The sequence below is a fragment of the Arminella tubonensis genome (assembly GCF_003240585.1).
In the GTDB taxonomy this organism is placed as follows: Bacteria; Pseudomonadota; Alphaproteobacteria; order Rhizobiales; family Rhizobiaceae; genus Rhizobium; species Rhizobium tubonense.
The window spans coordinates 254,947-278,267 of record NZ_PCDP01000059.1 but is presented as its reverse complement, the minus strand read 5'-3'; the positions used below and the strand labels follow the sequence as shown (position 1 = coordinate 278,267).

Annotated in this window: 20 protein-coding genes and 1 riboswitch; of the genes, 13 read left to right on the top strand and 7 right to left on the bottom strand. The window is 59.9% G+C overall.

Going from position 1 to position 23,321, the window contains the following annotated elements:
• Nucleotides 1-116: 116 nt before the first annotated feature.
• The 6 genes from CPY51_RS25790 to CPY51_RS25765 all read left to right on the top strand — a co-directional run bounded on the left by CPY51_RS25790 (nt 117) and on the right by CPY51_RS25765 (nt 8,481).
• The gene (locus CPY51_RS25790; RefSeq protein ID WP_111163236.1) at nt 117-644 is read left to right on the top strand and encodes a MarR family winged helix-turn-helix transcriptional regulator; all 528 of its coding nucleotides are present in this window, start codon (nt 117-119) and stop codon (nt 642-644) included.
• Nucleotides 645-716: 72 nt separating this feature from the next.
• Nucleotides 717-1,367: a thiamine diphosphokinase gene (locus tag CPY51_RS25785; RefSeq protein WP_111163057.1), complete on the top strand. Its 651-nt coding sequence runs from the start codon at nt 717-719 to the stop codon at nt 1,365-1,367.
• A 3-nt stretch (nt 1,368-1,370) separates the two neighbouring features.
• Entirely contained in the window at nt 1,371-3,200 is a 1,830-nt protein-coding gene (locus CPY51_RS25780; protein ID WP_111163056.1) for an ABC-F family ATP-binding cassette domain-containing protein, read from the top strand.
• 220 nt (nt 3,201-3,420) lie between these two features.
• Nucleotides 3,421-3,822, top strand: a complete 402-nt coding sequence (locus tag CPY51_RS25775) for a response regulator (RefSeq protein WP_111163055.1) — start codon at nt 3,421-3,423, stop codon at nt 3,820-3,822.
• Between the two features lie 328 nt (nt 3,823-4,150).
• Nucleotides 4,151-5,308 (top strand): efflux RND transporter periplasmic adaptor subunit, encoded by a 1,158-nt coding sequence (locus CPY51_RS25770; protein WP_111163054.1) that lies wholly within the window; start codon nt 4,151-4,153, stop codon nt 5,306-5,308.
• On the top strand, nt 5,305-8,481 hold the full coding sequence (locus tag CPY51_RS25765) for an efflux RND transporter permease subunit (RefSeq protein ID WP_111163053.1): 3,177 nt from the start codon (nt 5,305-5,307) through the stop codon (nt 8,479-8,481). Before CPY51_RS25770 ends, CPY51_RS25765 begins: the two co-directional genes overlap by 4 nt.
• A 33-nt stretch (nt 8,482-8,514) precedes the next feature.
• Here CPY51_RS25765 and CPY51_RS25760 read toward each other — a convergent pair whose 3' ends face one another.
• The 6 genes from CPY51_RS25760 to metA all read right to left on the bottom strand — a co-directional run bounded on the left by CPY51_RS25760 (nt 8,515) and on the right by metA (nt 14,461).
• A complete protein-coding gene (locus CPY51_RS25760; RefSeq protein ID WP_111163052.1) occupies nt 8,515-9,243 on the bottom strand; it encodes an SIS domain-containing protein in 729 nt (242 codons plus the stop codon).
• A 25-nt stretch (nt 9,244-9,268) separates the two neighbouring features.
• The gene (nagA, locus tag CPY51_RS25755) at nt 9,269-10,426 is read right to left on the bottom strand and encodes an N-acetylglucosamine-6-phosphate deacetylase (protein ID WP_111163051.1); all 1,158 of its coding nucleotides are present in this window, start codon (nt 10,424-10,426) and stop codon (nt 9,269-9,271) included.
• Nucleotides 10,426-11,457, bottom strand: a complete 1,032-nt coding sequence (locus CPY51_RS25750) for an SIS domain-containing protein (RefSeq protein WP_111163050.1) — start codon at nt 11,455-11,457, stop codon at nt 10,426-10,428. The genes nagA and CPY51_RS25750 overlap by 1 nt, the downstream gene beginning before the upstream one ends.
• Entirely contained in the window at nt 11,454-12,227 is a 774-nt protein-coding gene (locus CPY51_RS25745; protein ID WP_111163049.1) for a GntR family transcriptional regulator, read from the bottom strand. The genes CPY51_RS25750 and CPY51_RS25745 overlap by 4 nt, the downstream gene beginning before the upstream one ends.
• A 121-nt stretch (nt 12,228-12,348) precedes the next feature.
• Entirely contained in the window at nt 12,349-13,374 is a 1,026-nt protein-coding gene (locus CPY51_RS25740; protein ID WP_111163048.1) for an aldose epimerase family protein, read from the bottom strand.
• Nucleotides 13,375-13,534: 160 nt separating this feature from the next.
• The gene (metA, locus tag CPY51_RS25735) at nt 13,535-14,461 is read right to left on the bottom strand and encodes a homoserine O-acetyltransferase MetA (RefSeq protein ID WP_111163047.1); all 927 of its coding nucleotides are present in this window, start codon (nt 14,459-14,461) and stop codon (nt 13,535-13,537) included.
• A gap of 50 nt (nt 14,462-14,511) precedes the next feature.
• Nucleotides 14,512-14,590: riboswitch (SAM riboswitch) on the bottom strand.
• A gap of 409 nt (nt 14,591-14,999) precedes the next feature.
• Here metA and CPY51_RS25730 point away from each other — a divergent pair.
• Entirely contained in the window at nt 15,000-16,898 is a 1,899-nt protein-coding gene (locus tag CPY51_RS25730; protein WP_111163046.1) for an ABC transporter ATP-binding protein/permease, read from the top strand.
• Nucleotides 16,899-17,002: 104 nt separating this feature from the next.
• Here the strand turns inward: CPY51_RS25730 and efp are convergent, their stop codons facing one another.
• Nucleotides 17,003-17,572, bottom strand: a complete 570-nt coding sequence (gene efp, locus CPY51_RS25725) for an elongation factor P (RefSeq protein ID WP_111163045.1) — start codon at nt 17,570-17,572, stop codon at nt 17,003-17,005.
• 150 nt (nt 17,573-17,722) lie between these two features.
• Between efp and epmA the strand changes: the two genes are divergently transcribed.
• From epmA to CPY51_RS25695, 6 genes are all read left to right on the top strand, one after another.
• Nucleotides 17,723-18,787 (top strand): EF-P lysine aminoacylase EpmA, encoded by a 1,065-nt coding sequence (gene epmA / locus CPY51_RS25720; protein ID WP_111163044.1) that lies wholly within the window; start codon nt 17,723-17,725, stop codon nt 18,785-18,787.
• Nucleotides 18,784-19,836 (top strand): lysine-2,3-aminomutase-like protein, encoded by a 1,053-nt coding sequence (locus CPY51_RS25715; protein ID WP_111163043.1) that lies wholly within the window; start codon nt 18,784-18,786, stop codon nt 19,834-19,836. The genes epmA and CPY51_RS25715 overlap by 4 nt, the downstream gene beginning before the upstream one ends.
• A 147-nt stretch (nt 19,837-19,983) precedes the next feature.
• On the top strand, nt 19,984-20,235 hold the full coding sequence (locus CPY51_RS25710; RefSeq protein ID WP_111163042.1) for an acyl carrier protein: 252 nt from the start codon (nt 19,984-19,986) through the stop codon (nt 20,233-20,235).
• Nucleotides 20,235-21,416, top strand: a complete 1,182-nt coding sequence (locus CPY51_RS25705) for an acyl-CoA dehydrogenase family protein (protein ID WP_111163041.1) — start codon at nt 20,235-20,237, stop codon at nt 21,414-21,416. The genes CPY51_RS25710 and CPY51_RS25705 overlap by 1 nt, the downstream gene beginning before the upstream one ends.
• A 5-nt stretch (nt 21,417-21,421) precedes the next feature.
• Nucleotides 21,422-22,330 (top strand): amino acid--[acyl-carrier-protein] ligase, encoded by a 909-nt coding sequence (locus tag CPY51_RS25700; protein ID WP_111163040.1) that lies wholly within the window; start codon nt 21,422-21,424, stop codon nt 22,328-22,330.
• A gap of 8 nt (nt 22,331-22,338) precedes the next feature.
• Complete coding sequence (locus tag CPY51_RS25695) at nt 22,339-23,298, top strand: DUF1839 family protein (RefSeq protein WP_195909628.1); 960 nt, start codon at nt 22,339-22,341, stop codon at nt 23,296-23,298.
• The last annotated feature ends 23 nt before the right edge of the window (nt 23,299-23,321 follow it).

Below are 23,321 nucleotides of genomic sequence, written 5' to 3'. Positions count from 1 at the left end.
AGAAGGAGACCTATCTGGAACCGCATAGTATATGTGCTATTGGCATATAAATGTCAATGACACGTGAATGATCGCCGCATATTTTAAAACGCGGATTTTTCTGATATGTTGGAATGATGACATCAGCCTCGATCACACGCGAAATTGAAGATGCAACGACCGACGAAATGGAGAACATCCTCCTGATCGGCCGGGTCATGACACGCATGCGATTGATGACCGGACGCCGCATGATCGGGCGGCTGGCAATTCAGAACGTTGCTCCGGGGCTCGAGTTGTCGCATCTCGACGTACTCGATGCCGTCAGGCGGGCAGAGGTTACGGGCGAAGTCACGGTGGGCGCCATCGCCGATATCATGCGGATCGATCCATCCAGGGCGAGCCGGATCGTCGCGGAAATGGTCAGTCGCGGGGTATTGCGTCGCAAGGCCTCCCAGGCCGATGCCAGGCGCATCGTCGTCGTTCTGACCGCGCTCGGGCAAAGGCTGGTCTCGGAGATCCAGGCTCAGAAGCTGTCGGTGATCGAGGGCATCGTCGCAGATTGGCCGGCTGAGGATATCGCTGCATTCTCGCGGTTGTTCGATCAGTTCGTCGGCGGTTTCGAGCAGGCTTTTCAGGCTCGTTACAAGGAAACGGACGCTTAAGCCCAGCCTTTGCTATTTCGGCGGAGTGCCGCCCTTCCCTATAGGCCCGTGTTTGCGCTATGGGCTTGGCGCATGAACCAGTCCACCTTCACCATCCTGCTCGGCGGCGAGCTCCACCTCACGGAACGCCTAAAGGCGTCTGTCAAGGACAGCCGTTTCATTGCTGCGGATGGTGGCATGCGGCACGCAGCGGCGCTTGGCATTATTCCGGAGTTGTGGGTAGGCGATTTCGATTCGACGCCGCCGGATCTGCGCGATGCGTTTCCTGATGTGCCGAAGCAGCCTTATCCGGCTGCCAAGGCGGCAACCGACGGCGAAATCGCGGTGCTTGAAGCGATACGTCGTGGTGCCAAGAGGCTTATTCTTGCCGGCGCGCTCGGTGGCGAGCGTTCCGATCATGCGTTGGCGCTGTTGCTGTACGGGGTGAGCCTCGCCGAACAAGGCTTCGATGTTCTGCTGACCTCCGGTTACGAGGAGGGCGTGCCGCTTCTCCCCGGGGCGATCGAGCTGGATTTGCCCAAGGGAAGCCTGTTCTCGGTGCCCGGTTTCAGCGAGCTCAAGGGCCTGTTCATTCACGATGCGCGCTATCCGCTTGCCGATTTCCATTTGCCGTTCGGCTCGTCGCGCACCATTTCCAATGTCGCGGAAGGCCCTGTGCGCTTTTCGCTTGCAAGCGGCAGGGCGATCATTCTCGCCCGCCCCTATGACCTTTCCGGAGTCTGATCCTTGGCGCCTCCTATTCTTAAACTCGATGATATTTTTCTAAGCTTCGGTGGAGCGCCTCTGTTGGCCGGGGCTTCGCTGCAGATCGATCCGGGCGACAAAATCTGCCTGGTCGGCCGCAACGGCTCTGGCAAGTCGACATTATTGAAGATTGCTGCCGGGCTGGTCGAAGCGCAGTCGGGCGAGATGTTCCGTCATCCCTCGTCAACAATCAGGTACCTCGAGCAGGCCCCGGATTTCGGCGACTACAAGACGGTCGCGGCCTATGCCGAGGCAGGGCTCGGGCCGGGCGACGATCACTACCGCGTCACCTATCTGTTGTCACATCTTGGCCTCACGGGCGAGGAAGACCCGAATATGCTGTCGGGCGGCGAGTCCCGCCGTGCCGCACTTGCCCGCGTGCTGGCGCCGGAGCCCGATATCCTTCTGCTCGACGAGCCGACCAACCATCTGGACCTGCCGACGATCGAATGGCTGGAAGGCGAGCTGCGTAAGACCCGGAGCGCCCTCGTGGTCATTTCGCATGACCGTCGCTTTCTTGAAAAAGTCTCCACCGCCACGGTCTGGCTCGACCGCGGTACCTCGCGCCGCCTCGACCGGGGATTCGGTTCGTTCGAGGCATGGCGCGACCAGGTGCTGGAAGCGGAGGAACTGGAACAGCACAAGCTTGGCAAGGCGATCGAACGCGAGGAGCATTGGTTGCGTTATGGCGTCACCGCCAGGCGCAAGCGCAATATGCGCCGGCTCGGTGAATTGCAGGGCATGCGCGCCGACTATCGCGGGCACAAGGGACCGCAGGGCTCGGTGCAGGCGAATATCTCCGACGTCCAGGAATCCGGCAAGCTGGTGATCGAGGCGGAAAAGATCACCAAGGCGTATGGCGACCGGACGATCGTGGCGCCGTTCTCGATCCGTGTTCATCGTGGCGACTGCATCGGCCTGGTCGGGCCGAACGGCGCCGGCAAGACGACGCTTCTGAAGATGCTGACCGGTCAACTCGCGCCGGATGACGGCACCGTCAAGCTCGGAACCAATCTGGAGATCGCCACGCTCGACCAGAAGCGCGAGGATCTCAACCCGGAAGAGACACTTGCGCACTACCTGACGGACGGTCGCGGCGAGAGCCTGATCGTCAATGGAGAGCAGCGGCATGTGACGGGCTATATGAAGGACTTCCTTTTCCAGCCGGAACAGGCCCGCACTCCGATCCGCAAGCTCTCCGGCGGCGAACGCGCCCGTCTGATGCTGGCGCGCATCCTGTCGCGACCGACCAATCTCCTCATCCTCGACGAGCCGACCAATGATCTCGACATCGAAACGCTGGATTTGCTCCAGGAAATCGTGGCCGGGTTCGCCGGTACTGTCATCCTTGTCAGCCATGATCGCGATTTTCTCGATCGCACCGTGACGTCGACGATCGCGCCGGCCAATTCGGACGATCCGGATGGGCGATGGATCGAATATGCCGGCGGCTATTCCGACATGCTCGTGCAGCGCAAGGGCGCAATCGACGAACGCAAGCGGGCTGAGAAGGCAGACAAGGCGAAGTCGCCGGAGACAGCCGCATCTGCCTCCAACGATCTTCCGAAGAGCAAGGGAAAGCTGTCGTTCAAGCAGAAATTCGCGCTTGAAAACCTGCCGAAGGAAATGGCCGAGGCGGAGGCCGAGATTGCGCTGCACGAAAAGAAGATGGCCGATCCCAATCTCTTCGCCAAGGACCCGGCAACATTCAACAGGCTTGCCGGCGAGATGGAAAAGCTGCGGTCGAGCATTGCGAAGATGGAAGAGGAATGGTTGGAGCTTGAGACGCTGCGCGAAAATCTCGAGGGATGAATTTCCTGCCCATTTCAAAAATTCTATAGTTAACAAATAGTTAGTAAAAAATTATTTGTATCGGTGCGGAACATTCCTGTCCGCGCGCCATTATCTGGCTGTGTGGCAATTCGGGCAAATTGGTTTGAAACCAAAACATCCGATAGCAGATCTAAGACCAAGACAGAAATTGTGTCACGCCGGCAAAATGTAACGCGTCGTTGGCTGAAGGAATGATGTTATGGACCAGAAAGTGCTGATCGTAGAAGATGAAATGTTGATTGCGCTCGACCTCGAAGACATGGTCGAGAGTAACGGGATGAGTGTTGCCGGCATAGCAAATGACATGGTGCATGCCATGGCCGCCGCCCCGTTCGCAGACATCGCACTCGTAGACGTCAACCTGTCGGATGGGGCGACAGGCCCGGAGATAGGACGCATGCTCGCAGAGAAATTCGGTATTGCAGTAATCTTCATGACTGCCAATCCGGAAATGGTGGCAGAGGGCGTCGCCGGGACACTCGGCGTGGTCAGAAAGCCTGTAGCGCCCCGAGTGGTCGAACAGTCGCTTAAATATGCGGTTGGCCGGCGTACCGGCCAACTTGCGGCGGTCCCATCGGACATGCAGGTTTTTGCCGCCTAGAGTTATCTATCGGCAATCGGGTTGCCGGCGGAAGATCCTGCCTTCGGCAAGCGTTGATTGCATTGATAATTGATTGATTAGGGAAGCCTATTTACATCGCTAACAGAATGGGCATGATCGTGGCCAAGACCGAGGTATCTGCTCGCGAGGTCACGAGTAGCCGACAGAATTCAAGACTTTAAATGCCTCCGCGAGCGGTCATTTTGCTGGACCGCACGACTTTTGCCAATATATGTTTCGTACCTCGGATCGAATACGGACTGCATGTCGTCTGTTATGCCGCTGGCTCCTCTGGGGACCAGGCAGGCTATTCGTTGAGGGGACTTCCATGAAACGCGATTTTTTTCGCTCCGCAGTTCTCGGCTGTTCGGTTGCGCTTCTCTTTTGCTCGCCTGTATCAGCGCAAACGGCACCGCCGCCGGCACCTGTGACGGTCGCGAAACCGGTCGTTCGCGACGTGATCGACAGCGACGAATTCATTGGTCGTTTCCAGGCGGTGGATGAAGTCTCGGTGCGTTCGCGGATCGGTGGCTATCTGCAGGAAGTCCATTTCCAGGATGGCGCGATGGTCAAGCAGGGCGATCTTCTGTTCGTCATCGACCAGCGGCCCTACATCAACGCTCTCAACGAGGCCACGGCGTCTCTGGAAGTGGCAAAATCGACGCTGACCAATGCCGACGCGCAATTTGCCCGAACGCAGGCCCTCGCCAGCACCGGCAGCTTGTCTGCATCCAACCTCGACGACCGCCGCCGTGACCTGATCTCGGCGCAGGCCAATGTGCGTGGCTCGCAGGCAGCGGTCGATCGCGCGACCCTCGACATGGAATATACCAAGATCACCGCGCCGCTCAGCGGTCGTCTCGATCGCCGGCTGATCTCGGTCGGCAATCTCGTCCAGGCGGACCAGACGGTGTTGACCACGATCGTCTCGCTCGACCCGATCGACTTCTATTTCGACGTCGATGAGCGCCGGCTGCTGTCCTATGCAGATCAGGCTCGCCAGCGTGGAAGCAACCTGCAGGAGGGTGGCGGCGCGCTTGATGTGACAGTGAAGATCGCTGATCAAACGCAGCAGTCGTTCAAGGGAAAGCTCGATTTTGCCGAAAACCGCGTCGATAACGAGACCGGCACGTTGCGGGTCCGGGCGCGCTTTCCAAATCCCAATTTCGTCCTGCAGCCCGGTCTTTTCGGGCGGGTCGAAGTTGCCGGTTCCAACAGCTACAAGGCGATCCTCGTTCCGGATGAGGCGATCGCTGCCGACCAGGACCAGCGCGTCGTCTATGTCGTCGCCAGCGATGGCAGCGTTACCGGCAAGCCCGTTCGCCTCGGGCCTAAACTCTACGGCTACCGCGTCATCCGCGGCGGCATGACTGGTGACGAGACCATTGTCGTCAACGGCCTGATGCGAATCCGGCCCGGCGTCAAGGTTGCGCCGCAGATGAGCACGTTGCCGCCCGAAGCCCCGAATGCGGGGTCCGGCCAATGAGATTTTCCCATTTCTTCGTCGACCGACCGATTTTTGCGTCGGTTCTTTCCATCGTGCTGTTGATCGTCGGCAGCATTGCCTATTTCCAGCTTCCGGTGGCGCAATATCCCGAGATTGCGCCTCCGACGATCGTGGTGCGCACGTCCTATCCCGGTGCGGATTCGCAGACGATCGCCGATACCGTGGCGACCCCCATCGAACAGGAAGTCAACGGCGTCGAGGACATGCTTTACATGTCTTCCTATTCCAGCGCCGACGGCTCGATGGCGCTCACCATCACCTTCAAGCTTGGTACCGACCTAGACAAGGCGCAGGTGCTGGTGCAGAACCGCGTCGCCATTGCCGAGCCCCGTCTGCCTGATGACGTTCGACGCATCGGCATCACCACGGTCAAGAGCTCGCCCGACCTGATGATGGTCATTCATCTGCTGTCGCCAAGCAATCGCTATGACCAGCTATACATCTCAAACTACGCCCGTTCGCGCATTCGAGATCTGCTCGTGCGCCTCGATGGGGTCGGCGATGTGCAGCTCTTCGGCGAACGTCAATATTCGCTGCGCATCTGGCTCGATCCGGAGAAACTTTCAGCCTATGGCATGACGGCCGGCGACATCGTGCAGTCGCTCCGGGACCAGAACGTCCAGGTGTCAGGCGGCTCGATCGGCGGCCCGCCGGCTGCCGGGACCAACGCCTTTCAATATACGGTAACGACGCAGGGGCGCTTCTCTGACGCACGGCAATTTCGCTATGTCATCGTCAAGGCGACTAGCACAGGCCGTCTCGTGCAGTTGCAGGATGTGGCTCGCGTCGAACTCGGTGCCCAGGACTATGTCACCAACAGCTATCTGAACGGCAGCCCGGCCGTCGCGCTCGGCATTTTCTCACGCCCCGGAACCAACGCCCTGCAGGCGGCAGCGGATATCCAGAAGACGATGACGTCGCTTTCGCAGGATTTCCCGCAGGGGCTCGAATATCGCATCGTCTATAATCCGACGGAGTTCATCTCCGAGTCGATAACGGAAGTGTACAAGACGATCTTCGAGGCGGCGATCCTTGTCGCCATCGTCGTCCTGGTCTTCCTCCAATCCTGGCGAACGGCGATCATCCCGATCGTCGCCATTCCGGTTTCGCTGATCGGCACCTTCGCCTTTCTGCTCGCCTTCGGTTTCTCGCTGAACCTGTTGACGCTGTTCGGACTGGTGCTTGCCATCGGTATCGTCGTCGACGACGCGATCGTGGTCGTCGAAAACGTCGAGCGAAATCTCTCTTTGGGCATGACCCCGAGAGAGGCATCGCACACGACCATGAACGAAGTCGGGACCGCAGTCCTTGCGATCTCGCTTGTGCTAATCGCGGTGTTTCTGCCGACGGCCTTCATTCCCGGTATCTCCGGTCAGTTCTATCGACAGTTCGCCGTAACGATCTCCGTGGCAACCGCAATCTCGTGCCTCAATTCTCTGACCCTGTCGCCGGCGCTTGCGGCCATCGTGCTGCGCCCGCATGATCACAAAATATCCAACAACATATTCGCGCGCTTCGGCCGTGGCCTCGGCAACGGCTTCAATCGCGGCTTCGACCGAATGAGCAGCGGCTATTCGTGGATTGTCCGGCATGTCGTCGCCACGTGGTTCGCGCTCGGTTGCGCGCTCGTCGTCTTCGTCGGCCTGCTTGCGGCCACCTGGTACATGGGCAAGATCGTGCCGCAAGGCTTCATCCCCACCGTGGACCAGGGCTATGCGATCGTCGTCGTGCAATTGCCTGATGGAGCGTCGCTTGCGCGTACCGATGCGGTCATCCAGCGCGCCTCAGAAATCATCCGCAAGACGCCGGGCATCAAGAATGCGGTGGCATTTGCCGGCTTCAACGGCGCGACCTTCACCAATGCGTCGAACTCAGGGGTTATCTTTACGCCCTTCGACTCGTTCGAAGACAGATTGAAGAGCGGGGAAACGGCGGCCAAGATCATCGGGCAGCTCTATGGCAACCTGCAGAGCATCCAGGAAGCCTTCATCATCGCCGTGCCGCCGCCGTCGATCCGCGGCGTCGGCAATTCCGGCGGCTTCAAGATGCAGATCATGGACCGCGAGAACCCGGATATGCGCCGTATCCTGCCGCTTGCCTATCAGATGATGGGTGCCGCGGGGCAGAACAAGGGTCTCTCGGGCGTCTTCACCACCTTCTCGGCCAATAGCCCGCAATTCTTCCTCGCCGTCGATCGCGACAAGGCGCGAGCCCTGAATGTGCCGATCCCGAATATCTTCGAGACGCTGTCGATCAATCTCGGCACATCCTATGTCAACGACTTCAACGCTTTCGGTCGCGTCTACCAGGTGCGTGCCCAGGCGGACCAGCAATATCGAATGGACCGGGATGACATTCTCGCGCTGAAGGTTCGCTCCGCCACAGGCGCGCTGGTGCCACTCGGAACGCTGGTCGATATCAGGGATACGACCGGTCCGACGCTAGTCCAGCGCTACAACATGTATGTCTCAGTGCCGCTGCAGGGCAATCCTGGCCCCGGCATCTCGACCGGTACCGCGCTCGACACGATGGAGGGCCTGGCAAAGAACCTGCTTCCGGCGGGTACGACGTTCGAATGGACCGAGCTCGCCTATCAGGAAAAGAACACAGGCAACACGGCGGTCTATATCTTCGCGCTGTCGGTGATCTTTGTTTTCCTGGCGCTGGCGGCTCAATATGAAAGCTGGGTACTGCCGCTTGCGATCATCCTGATCGTGCCGCTCGCCGTGCTTGCAGCTCTCATCGGCGTCCATCTACGAGGGCAGGACAACAATATCCTGACGCAGATCGGCCTGATCGTGCTGATCGGCCTTGCGGCGAAGAACGCGATCCTCATCGTCGAGTTTGCGCGGCAAGCGCAACTGGAAGGGAAGAATGCTGTCGAGGCGGCGATCGAGGCGAGCCATCTGCGCCTGCGTCCGATCCTGATGACGGCCTTTGCCTTCATCCTCGGCGTCGTGCCGTTGATGATCGCAACCGGACCCGGCGCGGAACTGCGTCAATCGCTGGGAACCGCGGTCTTCTCCGGTATGCTCGGCGTGACGATATTCGGCCTGTTCCTGACGCCGGTGTTCTATGTGGTCCTTCGCTCGCGCCACAAGGTCACGGCTGTCACGAAGGAAGCCGTGGTCGCCGAGGAAGCCGCTAGCTGATGGGTGCGATAGGCCCGGCCGCTCGAATACGCATCACAGATGGGGATTGCGTGGCCGGTACTTGGTTACCAGTTTCTGGTTGATTTCCTTGGCGCCGGGCATATTGGCGCTGAGGTAGATCGGGGCTTGGCCGGATTTCGATAGTTCTGCCGCAACTTCGGCAAAAACTGCGTTGAGCACGGTCACGCCGATGGCGGTCGAGACGGGGCCGACTTTCAGTCCGCTTCCGGGCAGGTCAATGACAGCGTCGCCCGGCGGGAGCCCGTTGTCGAAGACGATGTCCGCGAGATCCGCCAGTCTCCGGCGGCCGTTGGCGATTGCCGTCGAATAGGCAAGGGATGTAATGGCGATGACCGTCGCGCCGATCTCCCGACCGTAGTCGGCAGCCTCCGTCGGTGCGGCATTGACGCCGGAATTGGAGGCGATGATCAGCACATCGCCCTGCTGCATGCGATAGCGCTCCAGGACCGGGCGCACGAGACCTTCGGTCCTCTCGTAGACCGAGCTGATGACGGCGCCCTCGTGCAGCATCGCCGAACCCACCAGTATGGGAACGGTGAGCGCCAGCCCGCCGGCGCGGTAGTGCACCTCTTCGGCCAGCATGTGCGAATGGCCCGTTCCGAAGATATAGACGCGGTGATCATTGCGCGCGGCCTCGCAGATGACCGCCGCCGCCTTCGCCATGGGTTCGGCGAGGGTTTCGCGCAGTTCTCCAAGCCGATGGATAAGGTTGGCGAAATAAGCGTCGGTGATCGCGGTCATTCCGGCCTCTTTCTTTCTCTGTCGTTCAGGCGGAAGGCTGGCCGGCCATCCAGGTTGCGGTTACCTCGATCGCATCGTTGATGTGAACGAGATCGGCGCGGGCGCCAGGCGACAGGTGACCTCGATCTGCAAGCCGCAGGAAGCGAGCCGGATAAGAAGTTGCCATGCGCAGCGCTTCGGCCAGCGACAGTTCGAGCATGCCGACGCCGTAGCGAATGGTGGAGGCCATGTCGACGTCGGAGCCAGCCAGCGTACCGTCTGCAAGCACGACCCGGGAGCAAAAGCCGCCTTCCTTGCGATAGACGGTGCGGCCGTTCAGCGTGAAACTCTGCTTGTCGGAGCCGACGAGAGACATGGCGTCGGTGACGAAGAACAACTTGCCTTCGCCGCGCTTGGCACGCAGCGCCACGCGCAGTGCTCGCGGGTCGACATGGTGGCCGTCGGCAATGATGCCGCACCAGGCGGAGGGGTGGTCGATCGCGGCGCCGACGAGGCCAGGCGTGCGGTGGCCGAGCTGGCTCATGGCGTTGAAGAGATGGGTGACGCCGCGGGCGCCGGCGTCGAACCGCATGTCGGCGACATCGGCGGTGCAATCGGAGTGACCGAGGCTGACGATGACGCCCGCTTCGTTGAGAGCCTGAACCTGGCGATCAGTCACCTGTTCGGCAGCCATGGTCACCAGCAAAGTGCCGATCGCCTCGCGAGCACGGATGAATGTCTTGACATCGCTGTCCTCGACCGGCCGCATGAGTTCGGGTAGATGCGCGCCTTTCCGGGCGGGCGACAGATGCGGTCCCTCCAGATGCAGGCCAACGACGCCGCGGTTTGTCTTGACTGCCTCGATTGCCGCCTCGATTGCTGCGGTCGATGCGGCGCCGACGTCGGTAATCAGCGTCGGCAGCATCGCGGTCGTGCCATAGGTTCGATGCCCCTCGGCGATGATGTACATTGAGGCTGGCGAGGGGTCGTCGTTGAGCATTCTGCCGCCGCCGCCGTTGACCTGCGCATCGATGAAGCCGGGCGACAGAACGCCGCCGGCAAGGCTGACGATCTCAGCACCCTCGGGCAAGCTGCTCGTGGATGTGATCGCCTGAACCCGACCATTGCCGATAATCAGCGCGTTATCCTCATGGAAGCGGTCGCCATCGAAAATCCTGGCGCCGATAAAGACCTTGTAGTCCATTACATCGTCTCCGTGACCTTGAGGAGATTAGCCGGCTTATCAGGGTCGAAGCCCTTGCGACGCGTTACGGATTCGATCAGCCTGTAGTAGCAGAGCGATGACACCAGCGGATCGAGCAGGCCGTTGCCGGTCGAGGGCGTGCGCAGGTTGACGCCTGGAAGCGCAGTCGTCGAGAAGGAAACGGCAGTGGCGCCGAGCTTCTGTAGCCGCTCCAGGGCCTGGGCGTTGTTGGCGAAGGCTGCGTCGTCAGGCGCAAATGCGACGATGGGAAATCCCGGCTGGACCAGCCGCATCGGGCCGTGCATCAGTTCGGCAAGAGAAAAGGCTTCCGCATGCAGACCTGCGGTTTCCTTGGCCTTGAGTGCTGCCTCGAGCGCAATGGCAAAGGCCGGGCCACGGCCACCGGTGTAAAGCGACGTAGCGTTGAAGAGGACGTCTTCAGCGGCCGAGGCATCGATGCCTGATGTGGCGGCTAGTGCTTCCGGCAGTCTTGCCAGACCGGCGTTCAGTTCGCTGCTGCCTGAAATAGCTGCCGTGACACCGGAAAGCGCTGCAACTGCCGCTATGAAGGATTTCGTTGCCGCGACGCTTTTCTCAGCTCCGGCATTGAGGTCGAGGACGATGTCGGCCTGCTTGGCGAGCGGGCTATCGGTGACGTTGACGACAGCGATCGTGGTCGCGCCGCCGAGCTTGGCCGCCGCCTGCAGCGCGATAATGTCAGGGCTGCCACCAGATTGGGAGACGGTGAAGTGGATGCCGCCTTTCAGATGCAACGGAGTATCGTAGACGGAGGCGATCGAAGGGCCGATGGAGGCAACCGGGATGCCGCAGGAAATTTCGAAAAGATATTTGAAAAAGGTTGCCGCATGGTCGGACGAGCCACGCGCCGCCGTCGTAATAACCGATGGCTTGGCTGTGGAGAACAGCCGCGCGATTTCGGCAAAGACAGGCTTTTCCTTCTCAAGCAGCGTCGCGACAACCTGCGGCGCTTCGCCGGCTTCCGTCAGCATCAGGGATTGGGTATCGCTCATAGGTCATCTCCAATTTTTAGTTCGGCAACGAAATCATAGGCGTCGCCGCGATAATGCGATCGGGTGTATTCAACGACGCGCTGGTCTTCCAGGCGTGAAACGCGTTCGATCAGCAGCGCCGGCGCTCCGGGCTGCACTTCAAGGATCGCCGCCGATGACGGATCCAGTGTGACGGCCGTCAAGCGCTGCAGGGCGTGGACCGGCCGGAAGCCGTTTTCGGTCAGCGCATCATAGAGCGAACCTTCACCGGCCGCATCTTGTCCAAGAAACTTTATCGGAATGACGGCGCGCTCGATCGCCAGTGGCAGTCCATCCGCCAGACGAAGGCGATCGAGCCGCAATACGGGCTCGTCCAGGCCGAGACCGAGCAGAAAGGTTTCTTCCGGCGCGGGTCTGCCGACCGTGCGCGAGAGAATGCGCGCTGCGGGGGATCGGCCGCGCGAGCGCATGTCTGCCGAGAAGGACGAAAGCCGCCACAACGACTGCTCCATACGCTCGACCTTCTGCGATACGAACGTCCCGCTGCCGTGGCGAGACTCGAGCGTGCCTGCAGACATCAGGTCGCGATACGCGGTGCGGACGGTGACGCGGCCAAGCTGCAAGGCTTCGGCAAGGTCGCGCTCGGCGGGCAACGCGGCGCCTGGCTTCAGCAGGCCTTCCTGGATCAACCCCGTCAATGCCTGCGCCAGCCGCTTGTACAACGGTCCGCTCAGGGCTGCGTCGCGCAAACCCCGGCTGTTCAGCTCAGTGATCAAAATGGTTCTATCCATGGCTCCACAATAGAACCTATATAGAACCAATTTGCAACATCAAATTGGCGACTATGGTTTTAACGAAAGCGGCCGGACGCTTTGCAGCATCCGGCCGGCAGCCTCGAAAATATCGCTGAACTCAGTTCTTGGTGAAGATGTAGTCCGTTTCCTGCCGAAGGACTTCGCCGGGGCGGAGGACGGCATCAGGAAAGCCCTCGTGATTGATGGCGTCGGGCCAGATTTGTGTTTCCAGGCAGAACCCGGCGAAAGGTCCGATCTTCTGACCATCATGGCCGGGGACAGGGACGTTGAGCTTGAAGCCGGTGTAAAACTGGACGCCCGGCTCCGTCGTGCGAACCTCCAGCGAAACACCCGAGTTGTTGCTGCGCGCGAGCACCGCGGAACGCTTTGCGGTGCGCTCGGGCGACAGGCAGAAATTGTGGTCGTAGAGGACCTGCTCGCTGCCATCCATGCGCTTCATCGGCGACATTTCGCGGAAATCGAAGGGCGTGCCATCGACCGGGCGCACTTCGCCGGTCGGGACCTGTTTCTCATCCGTCGGCAGATAGCCGTCGGCGGCAATCATGATGTCGTGGCCGAGCGCATCGTCGTGACCGTCGAGATTGAAGTAGGCGTGCTGGCAGACGTTGGCGAGGGTCGGCTGATCCGTCGTGGACTCGTAGGTGATCGAAAATTCGCCGTTCCCGTGGACCCAGTAGGTGGCCTGGATGGTGCAGTTGCCGGGATAGCCAGCGCGGCCGTCGGGGTCGACGATCTTCAGCACGACACGATCGGGGGCATGCTCGACGATCGTCCAGTTGCGTTTCGCGGTATTGTCCTTGCCGCCGTGGAGGTGGGTCACGCCCTTTTCATTGAGCTCGAGCTGGTAGTTCTTGCCGTCGAGCGTGAATTTGCCGGCGCCGATCCGGTTGGCGCAGCGGCCCGGCGTGGCGCCGAAATAGGACGAATGGCTGGGGTAGCTATCGAAATCGTCAAAGCCAAGCAGAAGCGACGGCGCATGACCTTCAAGGCGCAGATCCTGGATGACCGCTCCCCAACTTATGATGTGAGCCGTCAGGCCGCCGCCGCTAATTTTTACGCGATAAACGGTCTCGCCAGCCGCCGTCTTGCCGAAGACTTCCCGTTCCAAAGCACTTTCCGTCATTGTCGATCATCCATCCATGGCTGAAATTCGTGGCCCGACCCTGCCCGCATTTGCCCTGATCCGCAACGGCCCCGCCCCAAAAATTGGAACTGGTACATCGGTCCCTTGCGGCGGCAGAGGGGTTCGCATTGTTCCTCAAGCGCCCCGGGGAAGGTAAAGTTTATCGGCTATGCGTGCCGATTCTTTCAAGATCGTAGGGCGTTGTCTGGTAGATCTCGTTGATCCAGTTGCCAAAGAATAGATGGGCATGGCTGCGCCAGCGGTTCTGCGGCGTCAGGGCAGTATCATTGTGCGGGAAGTAGTCGTGCGGCATCTTGATGGGCACGCCGGCGTTCACGTCGCGAAAATATTCGTCCGCCAATGACGTCGAATCATATTCGACATGATTGAACATATAGAGCCGCTTGCCCGCTTTTTCGTGCACGAGGCAGATGCCCATCTCGGGCGATTCCATCAGGATCTCGAGCCCTGGCACCGCTTCGATGTCTCGGCGGCGCACCTCTGTCCAGCGCGATACCGGCACGGCGAAATCGTCGGAAAAGCCGTTGAGGTAGACCGAAGACGGTGCGAGATTCTGGTGCCGGTATACGCCGAACGCCTTCTCTTTCAGGGTATGCTTCGGCACGCCATGGAAATGATACACCGCGGCCATTGCGCCCCAACAGACGTTCAGCGTCGAGTGGACATTCGTCGTCGTCCAGTCGAAGATCTGCTGCATCTCGTCCCAGTAGGTCACGTCCTCGTACTCGAGCAGTTCGATCGGGGCGCCGGTGATGATAAAGCCGTCGAACTTGCGGTGCTTCATCTCCTCCCATGTCTGGTAGAAGGACAGCAGATGTTCTTCGGAGGTATTCTTCGCCTTGTGGCCGCCGATGCGGATCAGCGAGAGATCGACCTGCAGCGGCGATGCGCCAACCAAGCGCGCCATCTGCACTTCGGTCTTGATCTTGTTCGGCATGAGGTTGAGGAGGCCGATCTGCAACGGGCGGATATCCTGGCGGACGGCCACCGTTTCGGTCATCACCCGAACGCCCTCGTTGACGAGGGCTTCAAAGGCGGGGAGCGTATCGGGTATCCTGATGGGCATTGGTGTCACTCGAATCAAAACAAAAAACCGGCGGCGAAAAAGAATCGCTACCGGTCCGCATGCGGCCCTTTTTAGCGACTTATTTAACGTGGCTGCAAGCCGGCCGGCCAAATCACCACGAATTGCCTAAATAGCGCTGGACAGCTCACGAATCAACCGGCGAATCACTCTACCCGGCAAGCTAGGCGGCGGGTTACGACCAAGTCGATCGGAACTACGCACATTTGTGGAACGGCAATGGCCTGCCATGGGTGTGCCACAAGCGCTCTTTTCGGATATAATGGTGGTATTTCCAGTCCGCGAATCGACGGAACCCGCTTTGCCGGGCCGGGCGGCTCCAGACGTCGGCATGACGAGGCAAGCCGCGAAACGACGTGGAAGGCTTCATAAAGGTTTGAAGTGCAAACTATTGGGCGGCTGCATCAGGTTCAAGGCGCGATACCGGAGGGAACTTAACGTGATCGCGTAGATCCATCGCATGGGTGGACATGCGTGTCGGCCATGATTATCTGGGGGAAGACGTTGCAGGGAAGCATTGATGGCCGTCGATAGCCAAAGCAAGCCAAGCATACAGGGGGATGATCGTGTAGGTTATGAACTGAGCGTGTTAAGCAGGCTCGGGGTGATGCTTTCCGCTTTCTGGAATTCGGCCGTTCGCTACAAGATCATATCTTTGACCGTCGCGCTTTTCGCGATCATATTCATCACCGCCTATGTCCAGGTGATGCTCAACGAGTGGAATGCACCATTCTACGATTCGTTGGCGCGTCGCGACGTGGGCGAATTTTTCCATCAGCTCGGCGTATTTGGCATCATTGCCGGCACGTTGTTGATTCTCAACGTGATCCAGGCCTGGTTCAACCAGATGGCCGCGCTTTACATGCGCGAAGGCCTTGCCCGTGATCTGGTGGATCAATGGCTGAAGGGCAAGCGCGCGCTGAAGCTGGGCTCTTCGGGCCTGATCGGCGTCAATCCGGATCAGCGGCTGCATGAGGACGCCCGCAATCTTGCCGAAAGCACGACGGGCCTGGCGATCGGACTGGTTCAGTCGACGATCCTGCTCATCAGCTTCATCGGCGTTCTCTGGGAATTGTCGAGCGGTTTCATCTTCCACTTCCGCGGTTCGAGCTTCTCGATCCCCGGCTATATGGTCTGGGCAGCAATCATCTACGCGGCATCGGCATCGATCCTCAGCCAGCTTGTCGGGCGAAGGCTGGTGCGGCTGAATGCCGATCGTTATTCCAAGGAAGCAGAGCTGCGCTTCGCACTTATGCATGCCAACGAGTATATGCCGGCGATCACGGTTGCCAGCGGCCAGGAAAACGAGCGCCGGCGCATCAACGGCGACATCTCTTCGGTTCTCGGCGTCATTCGCCAGCTGGCGATCGCCAATACCAACCTCACCTGGGTATCTGCCAGCTATGGCTGGATGGTGCTGGTCATCCCAATCCTCGTAGCAGCGCCCGCTTATTTTGCCGGAGGTCTCAGCCTCGGTCAGCTGATGATGGCGGTGGGCGCTTTCAATCAGGTGAATACGGCATTGCGCTGGTACGTCGCAAATTTCGGCCCCATCGCCGAGTGGCGGGCAACGCTGATGCGTGTCACCGATTTCCGCCAGGCTCTGGTGGACATGGATATCAGCCGCGACCTGCCTAACACCATCGCAATGGAACCGTCCTCAGCGGACTCGCTGGTGCTGAAGGATCTGGAAATCTCGACTAAGACGACAGACGATATCGTCGAAAACGGTTTCCGAATCCGCGAGGGCACCGTTACCGTCAATGCCGGTGAACATATCATGGTCAATGGCGATCATGGGGTAAATCGCAAGCTGCTGTTCCAGGCGCTCGCGGGCCAGTGGCGCTGCGGCCTCGGCGAGATCGACCTGCCGCCGATGGAGCAGATATTGTTCATGCCGCACACCGCCTATGTCCCGGGCGGTACGTTGCGCGAAGCGGTCACGTTCCCCGAGGAAAAGGATGTATACGCCGATGCCGATGTCGAGACCGCCATCGAAAAGGCTGGCCTCGATCGGCTGAAGGGCAAGCTGGATACAAGGGCACGCTGGGATCGCATGCTCGATACGGACGAACAGAAAGCCGTCGCCTTTGCGCATGCCCTGCTTGCCAAGCCGCGCTGGCTGATAATGGATGAAACGCTGGAAGGTCTAGAGCCTGATATCCAGGAGCGTTTCGCAGGTCTTCTGACCGAGCTCAAGGATACGACGACGATCTATATCGGCCGTTCCGAGGCATATCTGCAGGCACTGTCGCCGCGGGTTATCCACCTGCAGGCACTGACGACGCCCGCCGGAGCAGTGAGCCCGGCAGCCGCGCCTACCGTGGCAACGACGCCTGCGGCTACCGGAGGAGCGTCAAAACCAAAGGCTTTTTCCGTAGCGTTTCCCAGCAGCGTGGAGCGTTCCCGGAGGAGATAGTCGGTCGCAGAAACCAATCCGGCTCCGCCGGAAAAGGAAACGCCCCGGGCTGTGAAGCACCGGGGCGTTTTTCTTGGCTCAAAACAAGCACGAGGCCCGAGGTATCAGTCCTTGGCGCGTTCGACGTAGGAATTATCTTCGGTCATGATGACGACGCGCGTGCCGGCATTGACGTGCGGCGGTACCATGGTGCGAACGCCGTTCGACAGCATTGCGGGCTTGTAGGACGATGAAGCCGTCTGGCCCTTGACGACAGGCTCGGTCTCCATGATCTCAAGCGTCACGTGGCGCGGCAGCTCGACAGCAAGCGCAATGCCTTCATGCATCGATAGCGTCACGGTCATGGCTTCCTGAAGGTAGGCCTTCTGGTCGCCCATGGTTTCGGCATCGACGGCAACCTGGTCGTAGTTTGCCGGATTCATGAAATGGAAGCCTTCGCCGTCTTCGTAGAGAAACTGGTGCGGGGTATCCTCGACGTAAGCGCGCTCGACCTGCTCAGTGGTGCGCCAGCGCTCCGAAACCTTAACACCATCGGAAATGCGGCGCATGTTGACCTGGGTGACTGGCGTACCCTTGCCCGGATGGAAGTTTTCAGCAGTGAGAACGACGTATAGCTTGCCATCGCTATCGATGACATTGCCCTTGCGGATCGAAGAGGCGATGACCTTGACCATAAGACTTCCTTGTAACGCGGCTTTGTGCGGCGTAGAGGACTTCCGATATGTCCTGCAAGACGCACGCAATGTTTTTCTTCGGGGCGCAACTAACCTAAAATCGTGGAAATAGCCAGCCTGTGTTGGCTGAGGCGATGAAGAAAGCTTGGAATGAAGCCTGCAAGCAGCAAAGTGTCTCCCTGGTGGAGCCCGAGCGTTCATGCGGACCGACGGCCGTTTCTCCTCGGGCGCAATGCCATCCAGGCGGCGTTGCGCGGCTTCTTCGCACGCGAGGATTTCATCGAGGTCGACACCGCGACATTGCAGGTTTCGCCGGGCAATGAGGCGCATCTGCATGGCTTTCGCACCGAGGCGGTGACCACGGACGGACAGGTACATCCGTTCTATCTTCACACCTCGCCGGAATTTGCCTGCAAGAAGCTGCTGGCGGCCGGCGAGATGCGCATTGCCTGCTTCGCGCATGTCTATCGCAACCGCGAGCGCGGGCCGCTGCACCATCCGGAATTCACGATGCTGGAGTGGTATCGCGCCGGCGAGAGCTACGAGAGCCTGATGACCGACAGCGCCCATATTCTGGCTCTGTCTGCAAGGACGATGGGCACGAAGATGTTCTCGTATCGCGGTCGCGATATGGACCCGTTTGCGGATCCGGAGCGCATCAGCGTCGCCGAGGCGTTCGATCGCCATGCCGGGATCGATCTGCTCGCCTCTCTCGGCGCAGATGGTGCGACCGATCGGGACCATCTGGCGTCGGAACTCCGGCGGGTCGGGATGCGCGTTGCCGAAGATGATCATTGGGCGGATCTCTTCAGCCGCGTTCTTGTCGAGAAGGTCGAGCCACATCTGGGCCTCGGACGCGCGACCATACTCGACGAATATCCCGTATCCGAGGCTGCCCTTGCCCGGCCTTCGGCGCGCGACCCGCGCGTTGCCGAGCGTTTTGAGCTCTACGCCTGTGGCGTCGAACTCGCGAATGCCTTCGGCGAGCTTACGAATGCCGACGAGCAACGTCGTCGTTTCGAGATCGAGATGGCTGAGAAAGCTCGCATTTATGGCGAGACCTACCCGCTCGACGAGGATTTCCTGGACGCGCTTTCGGTGATGCCCGAAGCAAGCGGCATCGCCCTTGGTTTCGACCGATTGGCAATGCTGGCCACGGGTGCCGCGCGGATCGAGCAGGTATTGTGGGCACCGGTGGCGGAGTTCGGCATATGAACATCGTACGCACGATCAGAACTGTCGATGATCTGGAAAAAGCCCGGCTGGTGGACGGCGGCGGCAAGGCGGCTCTCGAAGCGGTGGCGGCCCGCTATGCGATCGCGGTGACACCGGCGATGGCTGGCCTGATCAATCGTGCGGACCCGCTTGATCCAATCGCGCGGCAATTCATCCCCGACATTGCCGAGCTCGTCGCAACACCGGAAGAGCGCGCCGATCCGATCGGCGATCAGGCGCACAGTCCGGTCGAGGGCATTGTGCATCGCTATCCCGACCGGGTGCTGCTGAAGGCGGTGCACATCTGCCCGGTCTATTGCCGCTTCTGCTTTCGGCGCGAGATGGTTGGGCCGCAAGGTCTGGGTACGCTGGACGCCGATGCGCTCGAGGCCGCATTCGACTATATCAGGAGCCACAGCGAGATCTGGGAGGTGATACTCACCGGCGGTGATCCGCTGGTGCTTTCGCCGCGGCGGCTGCAGGAAATCCTGGAGGAGCTGGCTGGCATCGAACATGTCAAGATCGTGCGGTTTCACACCCGGGTGCCGGTTGTCGAGCCGCAAAAGATCGATGAGGCGCTGATCGCAGCGTTGAAGGCCAGTGGCAAGACGACTTATGTCGCCCTGCATGCCAACCACCCGCGCGAGCTGACGCCGGAGGCGCGGAGCGCCTGCGGGCGGCTTGTTGACGCGGGTATTGTCATGGTCAGCCAATCGGTTCTTTTGAAGGGCGTGAACGACGATCCGGATGTTTTGGCTGAATTGATGCGCGGGTTCGTCGAGACGCGTATCAAGCCCTATTATCTGCACCATCCAGACCTGGCGCCCGGCACCAGCCATTTTCGTCTGACGATATCGGAAGGCCAGGCGATCGTTGCCGGATTGCGCGGTCGGATCTCAGGGTTGTGCCAACCGACTTACATCCTCGACATACCAGGTGGTCATGGCAAGGCGGTCATCGGCGAAAGCGCCATCCAGGCGGCGGGCGAAGGATGCTATTCGGTTTCCGACTATCAGGGCGGCGTACACAGATATCCGCCGTCCGAGTAACGGCTGTCGCAGAATGATAGTTTTCGACAGAAAATGCTTAGCGATCCTTAACTAAGACGATTAGCGGAATGTTCCGATTTTTCTACTAAAACACACCTCGGGATAAGGCTGTGCAAGCGGCCGGCCGGTGGCTCTAGAGGTGATGATATGAACGAGACTATTCGCGGATTGCTTGGAAAATTCGGGGGCCTTCCTGTCGCAGTGGACCAGATCGCCGATGAGGCCGATCTCTATGCGGCCGGTCTTTCGTCTTTTGCATCGGTCCAGCTCATGCTCGGCATCGAGGATGCCTTCGATATCGAATTTCCCGACAATCTGCTGAACCGCAAATCCTTTGCCAGCATCGCGGCCATCGAGAAGACGCTCGATATGATCCTTCATAGCAGGAAGGTCGCCTGATGAACGTCGCGGTCGCAATAGCGCAGGACAGCCTTGCGGCCCGTGCCAACCGCGTTGCAGCGATTGCGGCCGAGCATGCGGACGCCGTCGACGCGGAAGCGCGTTTCCCTCGTGAAGCAGTCGATGCTCTACGCGCGGAAAAGCTTCTTTCGGTTCAGATCCCCATAGCGCTGGGCGGCGAGGGTGCGTCGATCACCGAGATTGCCGAGCTTTGCTCGATCCTCGGCCAGGCCTGTGCTGCCAGTGCGATGGTCTTCGCCATGCACCAGATCAAGCTGTCGAGCCTGGTCGAGCATGGCAACGGCAGCGAATGGCACTGCGATTTCATGCGGCGCATCGCCCGGGACCAACTGCTGCTAGCCTCGGCTACGACCGAAGGCGGCATCGGCGGAAACATGAGAAACAGCATCTGCGCCATCCGGATCGAGGGCGACCGCTGCTTTCTTGAAAAGGATGCGACGGTCATTTCTTATGGCGCGCATGCCGACGCAATCCTGATTACCTCGCGCAGCCATGCCGACGCGGCGTCTTCAGATCAGGTTCTGACCGTTTTCATCAAGGGTCAATACACGCTCGAGCGCACGATCGAGTGGAATACGCTCGGGATGCGCGGCACCTGCTCGGATGGGTTTCTGTTCAAGGGCGAGGCGCCTGCTGGCCAGATACTGCCGAAGCCGTTTGCCGAGATCGCGGCGCAATCGATGCTCGCCATCTCGCATCTTCTCTGGAGCGGCGTCTGGTACGGGATTGCCACCGATGCCGTCGCAAGGGCGCAAGCCTTCGTTCGCGCGGCTGCGCGTAAGTCGCCGGGCTCGCCGCCGCCAGGCGCGCTGCGGCTGGCGGAAGTGTCGAGCCTGCTGCAGATGGTCAAATCGAATGTCGTTGCCGGATTGAAGGTCTATGAAGAAGCCAAGGCAGATGCCGACCGGCTCTCGTCGATGGCTTTTGCAGTCGCAATGAACAACGTCAAGATCGCGTCGTCGGAGATGATCTTGCCGATCATCAACCACGCCATGCTGATCTGCGGCATCATGGGCTACAAGAACGGCACGCCCTATAGCCTTGGACGCCACCTGCGCGACGCGCATTCCGCCCAATTGATGATCTCGAACGACCGCATCCTCGGCAATACGTCGACCATGCTGCTCGTCCACAAACAAGACACAAGTCTACTGGGGTAATCGCCATGGATATGCAGACCTCGTTTCTCGATCGCCTTTTCGAATCCGGCCTTCTGATCGATACCGGTGTCGACGGCCTCTACGGCCGTAGCGGCCAGTTTGAAGACGTGATCGCCGCTTTCGAGCGGCTGATCGATGCGTTCGGCGGCGGCGATGGCGCGGAGGCAATGCGCTTCCCGCCCGGCATGAACCGCGCCATCTTCGAAAAGAGCGGCTATATGAAGAGCTTCCCGCAGCTCGCCGGCACGGTGCACAGCTTCTGCGGCAGCGAACTCGACCACATGAGCCTGCTCCAATGCATGGAAGTCGGCGACGATTGGACCAAGGGGCAGGAGCCGACCGACATCGTGCTGACGCCCGCCGCCTGCTACCCACTCTATCCGACGATTGCCAAGCGTGGCCGCCTGCCGGCCAAGGGCGGTCTTTTCGACTTGCAGTCCTATTGCTTCCGCCATGAGCCTTCGAAGGATCCGGCGCGCCAGCAGCTCTTCCGCATGCGCGAATATGTCTGCATGGGTACCGAGCAGCACGTCACCGATTTCCGCCAGAGCTGGATGGATCGGGGTGTCAAGATGATGGAAGCCGTAGGCCTCGACGTTACGATCGACGTTGCTAACGATCCTTTTTTCGGCCGTGCCGGCAAGATGCTGGTCAACAACCAGCGCGACCAGAACCTCAAATTCGAGCTGCTGATCCCGATTACCTCGTCTGCCAACCCGACCGCCTGCATGAGCTTCAACTACCACCAGGATTCTTTCGGGATCAAATGGGGCCTCAATCTCGAGGACGGCAGTGTCGCACATACGGCCTGCGTCGGCTTTGGACTGGAGCGCATCGCTCTGGCGCTGTTCCATCACCACGGTCTCGACGTTGCGGAATGGCCGGCCAAGGTGCGCAAGGCGCTTTGGGGCTGATCGTCTCAATGCCATCGGTGTTCAAGGGGCTCGATCCCGCGGCTTATTCGCCACACCCGCTGCATGACAGCGAGCGGATGTGGCCTGAAACAAATTGCTACGTCGACCTCTGGATCGAGGTGCTGAACACGCTGCGGCTGCCGCCGGAGGCGATGCTCGGCTTTACCGTGACCCAGGATTTCGAAGGCGACCAGTTCACCTTCTTCAAGGCGCCGCTCGAGGACCTGGAAGCGCTGTACGATATCCGCTGCACCGAGCTTGCGATCTACGACCGGATCGAGCGTCACGTCGCCGAGCAGATCAGCCGCGGGAGGCTTTGCCTCGTCGAGATGGATTCGTATTTCATGCCGGACACGCAGGGCGTGGCCTATCGGCGCGAACACGGCAAGACGACCGTCGCGATCAACCGCATCGATGTGGAAAAGCGTGAACTCGACTACTTCCACAATGGCGGTTTCTTCCAGCTCGGCGGAGAGGATTTCGACGGGATCTTCCAGCTTCACCTCCGTGAAGACGATATCCCGTTCCTTCCCTATACGGAGTTCGCGAAATTTCCGGATAGCCCGCCCGACAAGGACTCCATCCGCCAGACGTCGCGACGGCTTCTGAACTATCATTTCGGCCGTCGCCCGAAGACCAATCCGATCCGTGCCTTTTCGGCAGTCTTTCCGTCTCAGGTCGAAGCGGTTGCGGAGCGGCCGTTCGGTTTTTTCCATAAGTATGCCTTCAATACGCTTCGGCAGCTCGGTGCCAATTTCGAACTGTCGGCAAGTCACCTCGATTGGCTGTCTGCCGAATTCGCAGAGGCTAGCGCCAAGGCCCGCCTGATTTCGGAAGCGGCCAAGTCGGTGCAATTTCAGCTGGCACGCGCGGTGACGCGGAAGAAATTCGAGGCCCTGCAGACTGCGCTTGATCCGGCGGCGGATGCATGGGATGCGATGATGGGTCTGCTGGAGAAGCGCATCTAGTTTTTGATTTGGCCTGACCCTGT